Source organism: Terriglobales bacterium (assembly GCA_035624475.1).
In the GTDB taxonomy this organism is placed as follows: Bacteria; Acidobacteriota; Terriglobia; order Terriglobales; family Acidobacteriaceae; genus DASPRL01.
On the sequence record DASPRL010000023.1, the window covers coordinates 1 to 2,877 of the forward strand.

A 2,877-nucleotide genomic window follows, 5' to 3' on the forward strand; every position below is an offset into this window, starting at 1 on the left:
TGCCTTCCCGCCCAGCGGCCTTATAATCCTGGCGTATGCCTCCCCGGAACTCCCGGCCACGCTGGTTCCTGATTGTCTCCCTCGTCCTGATCGGAGGCTTCCTGGCGCAGGCGCCGGCAGGGGGCGGCTTCGTCCCGCCCAAGACCTATCCCGCACAGACCTACCCGGCGCGCGACGACCACAAGGACGAGCAGGTCAGCATCGCCGCCGATCCCTACGACATGCCCGACAAGGCCGCCATCTTCCGCGTGCCCTACAAGGACGCCGGCTTCCTCCCCATCCAGCTCATCGTCACCAACGACGGCGGCCAGGAGCTCGACCTGCGCGCCATGAAGGTGGAGTTCGTCACCGTGCACCGCGACAAGCTGCTGCCCGCCGTCCCCGAGGACATCTACCGCCGCATCGCCCGCCAGGGCGCCCGCCCGGACGAGCCCTCCCGCAATCCCCTCCCCTTTCCGCGCAAGAAGGTGAAGCCCAGCGTCAGCAAGGAGGACAAGGAGGAGATCGAGTCCGCCGGCTTCGCCTGGAGCAGTGTGCCGCCGCACTCCACCCGCGCCGGCTTCCTCTTCTTCGACGTGCAGGACATCGCCAACCCGCTGGCCGGGGGCATGCTCTACGTCAGCGGCGTGACCGCGGGCGGCAAGGAGCTTTTCTACTTCTCCATCCCCATGGAGAAGTACCTGACCTACCAGCCGGGCGCGCGCTGAGGCCGCCGGCGGCGCACCGCAGGCCAGGACCTTCCGGGGTCATCATCCAGGTTCCGCCGTCTTGTCTTCCCCGCCTTCCGGGTTCACAATTCGAGTGATTTTCTCCGCGCACCCGGTCAGACGCGTTCAGTCCGCCGGCGGGAGGTTGGTGTGCCTCATTCGAAACGGAGATTCTTCGTCATCCTGGGAGTCCTCTCCCTGCTTTCCATGTTCTGGCTGCTGCCCGGCTGCGAACTGGGCAGCGGCGGCGGTGGCGGCGGCGGCGGCAACAAGCACACGGCCACCGTCACCCTGCTGGTGAACATCGGCGACGCTCCTGTGGACCGGGTCGTGGCCCTCGATATGACCATCAACCAGGTGGCCCTGACCAGCTCCAGCGGCGGCACCACCAACCTGCTGAGCGCCCCCGCCAAGGTGGAGTTCCGTCACATCGCCGGCAGCCTGCAGCCCCTGGCCACCACCACTCTCAGTCAGGACACCTTCACCCAGGCCACCATCACCCTGAGTGCGACCGCCCACGCCACCGTCCTCGACAATGCGGGCGTGCCCCGGCCGCAGCAGACGGTCACCCTGGGCACCACCAGCTTCACCGTCGGTCTGGGCAGCATCGCGGTCAACACCACCCCCATGGTGCTGAACCTGGACTTCAACATGTCCTCCTCGGTCAACGTGGACCCCAGCTTCAACGTCACCATCACGCCTTCGTTCGTCGGGGCGTTGGTTCCCATCGTCCCCACCAGCCCGGAGGTGGAGAGCGGGAAGTTCGAGGACGTGGACGGCACCATCACCGGCATCTCCAGCCCCAACTTCACCCTGGCGGTGGAGCAGGCCGCCAACAGCCTCACCATCGCCACCAACACCAGCACCCAGTTCGTGGGCGTCGCCGGGTTGAGCGGGCTGGCGGCCTCCAACGTGGTGGAGGTGACCGGAGCGGTGCAGTCCGACGGCAGCCTGCTGGCCACCAAGGTCGAGGCCCTGGATCTCACCCCCGGCGGCCTGGAGGTCAACGGCATGGTGACCTCGATCACCGGCGCGCCCGCCACCAGCGTGCAGGAGGTCGTCCAGAACGAGGCCACGCCCACCCTCACCCAGCCCACGCTGGGCGGCCTCTTCAACGTGAACGGCATGGACACGGCGGCCTACGCCGAGGACACCGACGAGGTGGACTTCACCGGCCTGACCCTGCCCGCCTTCACCGCTACCACCCTGACCAAGGGACAGCAGATCCGGGTCACCACCAGCACGCCCAGCGCCACCACCATCACCACCGGCCACGTCACCCTGCAGCAGCAGGCGGTGACGGGACAGGTGCTCAGCAGCAGCGGCTCGGGCCAGGGCACCACCGGGGTCATCATCCTCAACCTGCCCGCCGACTCCTACCTCACGCTGCTGACCGGGGAGACCCAGGTCACCGTCTTCCAGCAGACCAGCACGCGCTTTGTGGGGATCACCAGCGTGGGCGCGGGCGACACCGTGCGCGCCCGCGGCTTGCTGCTCTTCAACAGCGGCGCCACCCCGCACTGGCAGATGGTGGCCAGCCGCCTGACCCCGCCGTAAGCCGCCGCGCTTCCCCAAGCCCCGGGCTGCGCTGCGGCGCAGCCCTTATAATCCCCGTCTATGGCCACCACTCCGGAGACGGCCGCGCGCGCCCGCTATGAGCCCGTGATCGGGCTGGAGGTGCACGTCCAGCTCCTCACCGCCAGCAAGATCTTCTGCTCGTGCTCCACGCGCTTCGGCGACCCGCCCAACACCCACGTCTGCCCGGTGTGCCTGGGCCTGCCCGGCGCGCTGCCCGTGCTCAACCAGAAGGCGGTGGAGTATGCCGTGCTGGCGGCCATGGCGCTGAACTGCGAGGTCCGCGAGACCTCCATCTTCGCTCGCAAGAATTACTTTTATCCCGACCTGCCCAAGGGCTACCAGATCTCGCAGTACGACCAGCCCCTGGCCGAACACGGCTGGCTCGAGATCGGCAGCGCGGCCGCGAGGAAGATCGGCATCACCCGCGTGCACCTGGAGGAGGACGCGGGCAAGAGCCTGCACGAAGGCTTCCCCGGCGCCGAAGAGCACACCGCCATCGACCTCAACCGAGCGGGCGTGCCCCTCATCGAGATCGTGAGCGAGCCCGAACTCGCCTCCCCCGACGAGGCCTTCGAGTACCTTACCCGGCTGA

3 protein-coding genes are annotated in these 2,877 nt (G+C 68.1%); all 3 read left to right on the forward strand.

Annotated features, from left to right (window positions below; genetic code table 11):
* The first annotated feature begins 35 nt into the window (after positions 1-35).
* The gene (locus VEG08_01235) at positions 36-707 is read left to right on the forward strand and encodes a hypothetical protein (protein ID HXZ26601.1); all 672 of its coding nucleotides are present in this window, start codon (positions 36-38) and stop codon (positions 705-707) included.
* Positions 708-857: 150 nt separating this feature from the next.
* Positions 858-2,264, forward strand: coding sequence for a DUF5666 domain-containing protein (locus VEG08_01240; protein ID HXZ26602.1), 1,407 nt, complete (start codon positions 858-860; stop codon positions 2,262-2,264).
* 60 nt (positions 2,265-2,324) lie between these two features.
* A partial coding sequence (locus tag VEG08_01245) for an Asp-tRNA(Asn)/Glu-tRNA(Gln) amidotransferase GatCAB subunit B (protein HXZ26603.1) occupies positions 2,325-2,877 on the forward strand: 553 nt, incomplete at its 3' end.